This window comes from Streptomyces sp. MBT65 (assembly GCF_016612545.1).
Taxonomy (GTDB): Bacteria; Actinomycetota; Actinomycetes; order Streptomycetales; family Streptomycetaceae; genus Streptomyces.
In genome coordinates, this window is the sequence record NZ_JAENRY010000828.1 from 1 (window position 1) to 319 (window position 319).

Annotated in this window: 1 protein-coding gene; it reads right to left on the bottom strand. The window is 70.5% G+C overall.

Going from position 1 to position 319, the window contains the following annotated elements:
- Positions 1 to 319 (bottom strand): N-acetylmuramoyl-L-alanine amidase (locus JHN63_RS52270; protein WP_200692082.1); only part of this gene is annotated, 319 nt, incomplete at both ends.

Below are 319 nucleotides of genomic sequence, written 5' to 3' on the forward strand. Positions count from 1 at the left end.
AACCTCCCCCAACCTCCCCAACAACGCCGCCCCCGGACAACTGGTCATGTACCCGTCCTTGTGCCCCGCCACCGCGGGCAACACCGCGGTAGCACCAGAGGCATACCGACTGAGACTGTTGCTCGACACCAACCGCGCCCTGGACCGCGGATCCACATCCGCCAGCCCCAGCTTCCAGGCCGCCAGCGCGGCAATCGCGTCCGTCATGGCCCGCGGCACAGCCATCCCCGCCGTGAACGTCCCGATCGCCGCGATCCCGGCGGTCCGGTGATTGAACCCCTGCGTGTGCGCACCCGTGACGGCCCGGTCGACCCCGCCC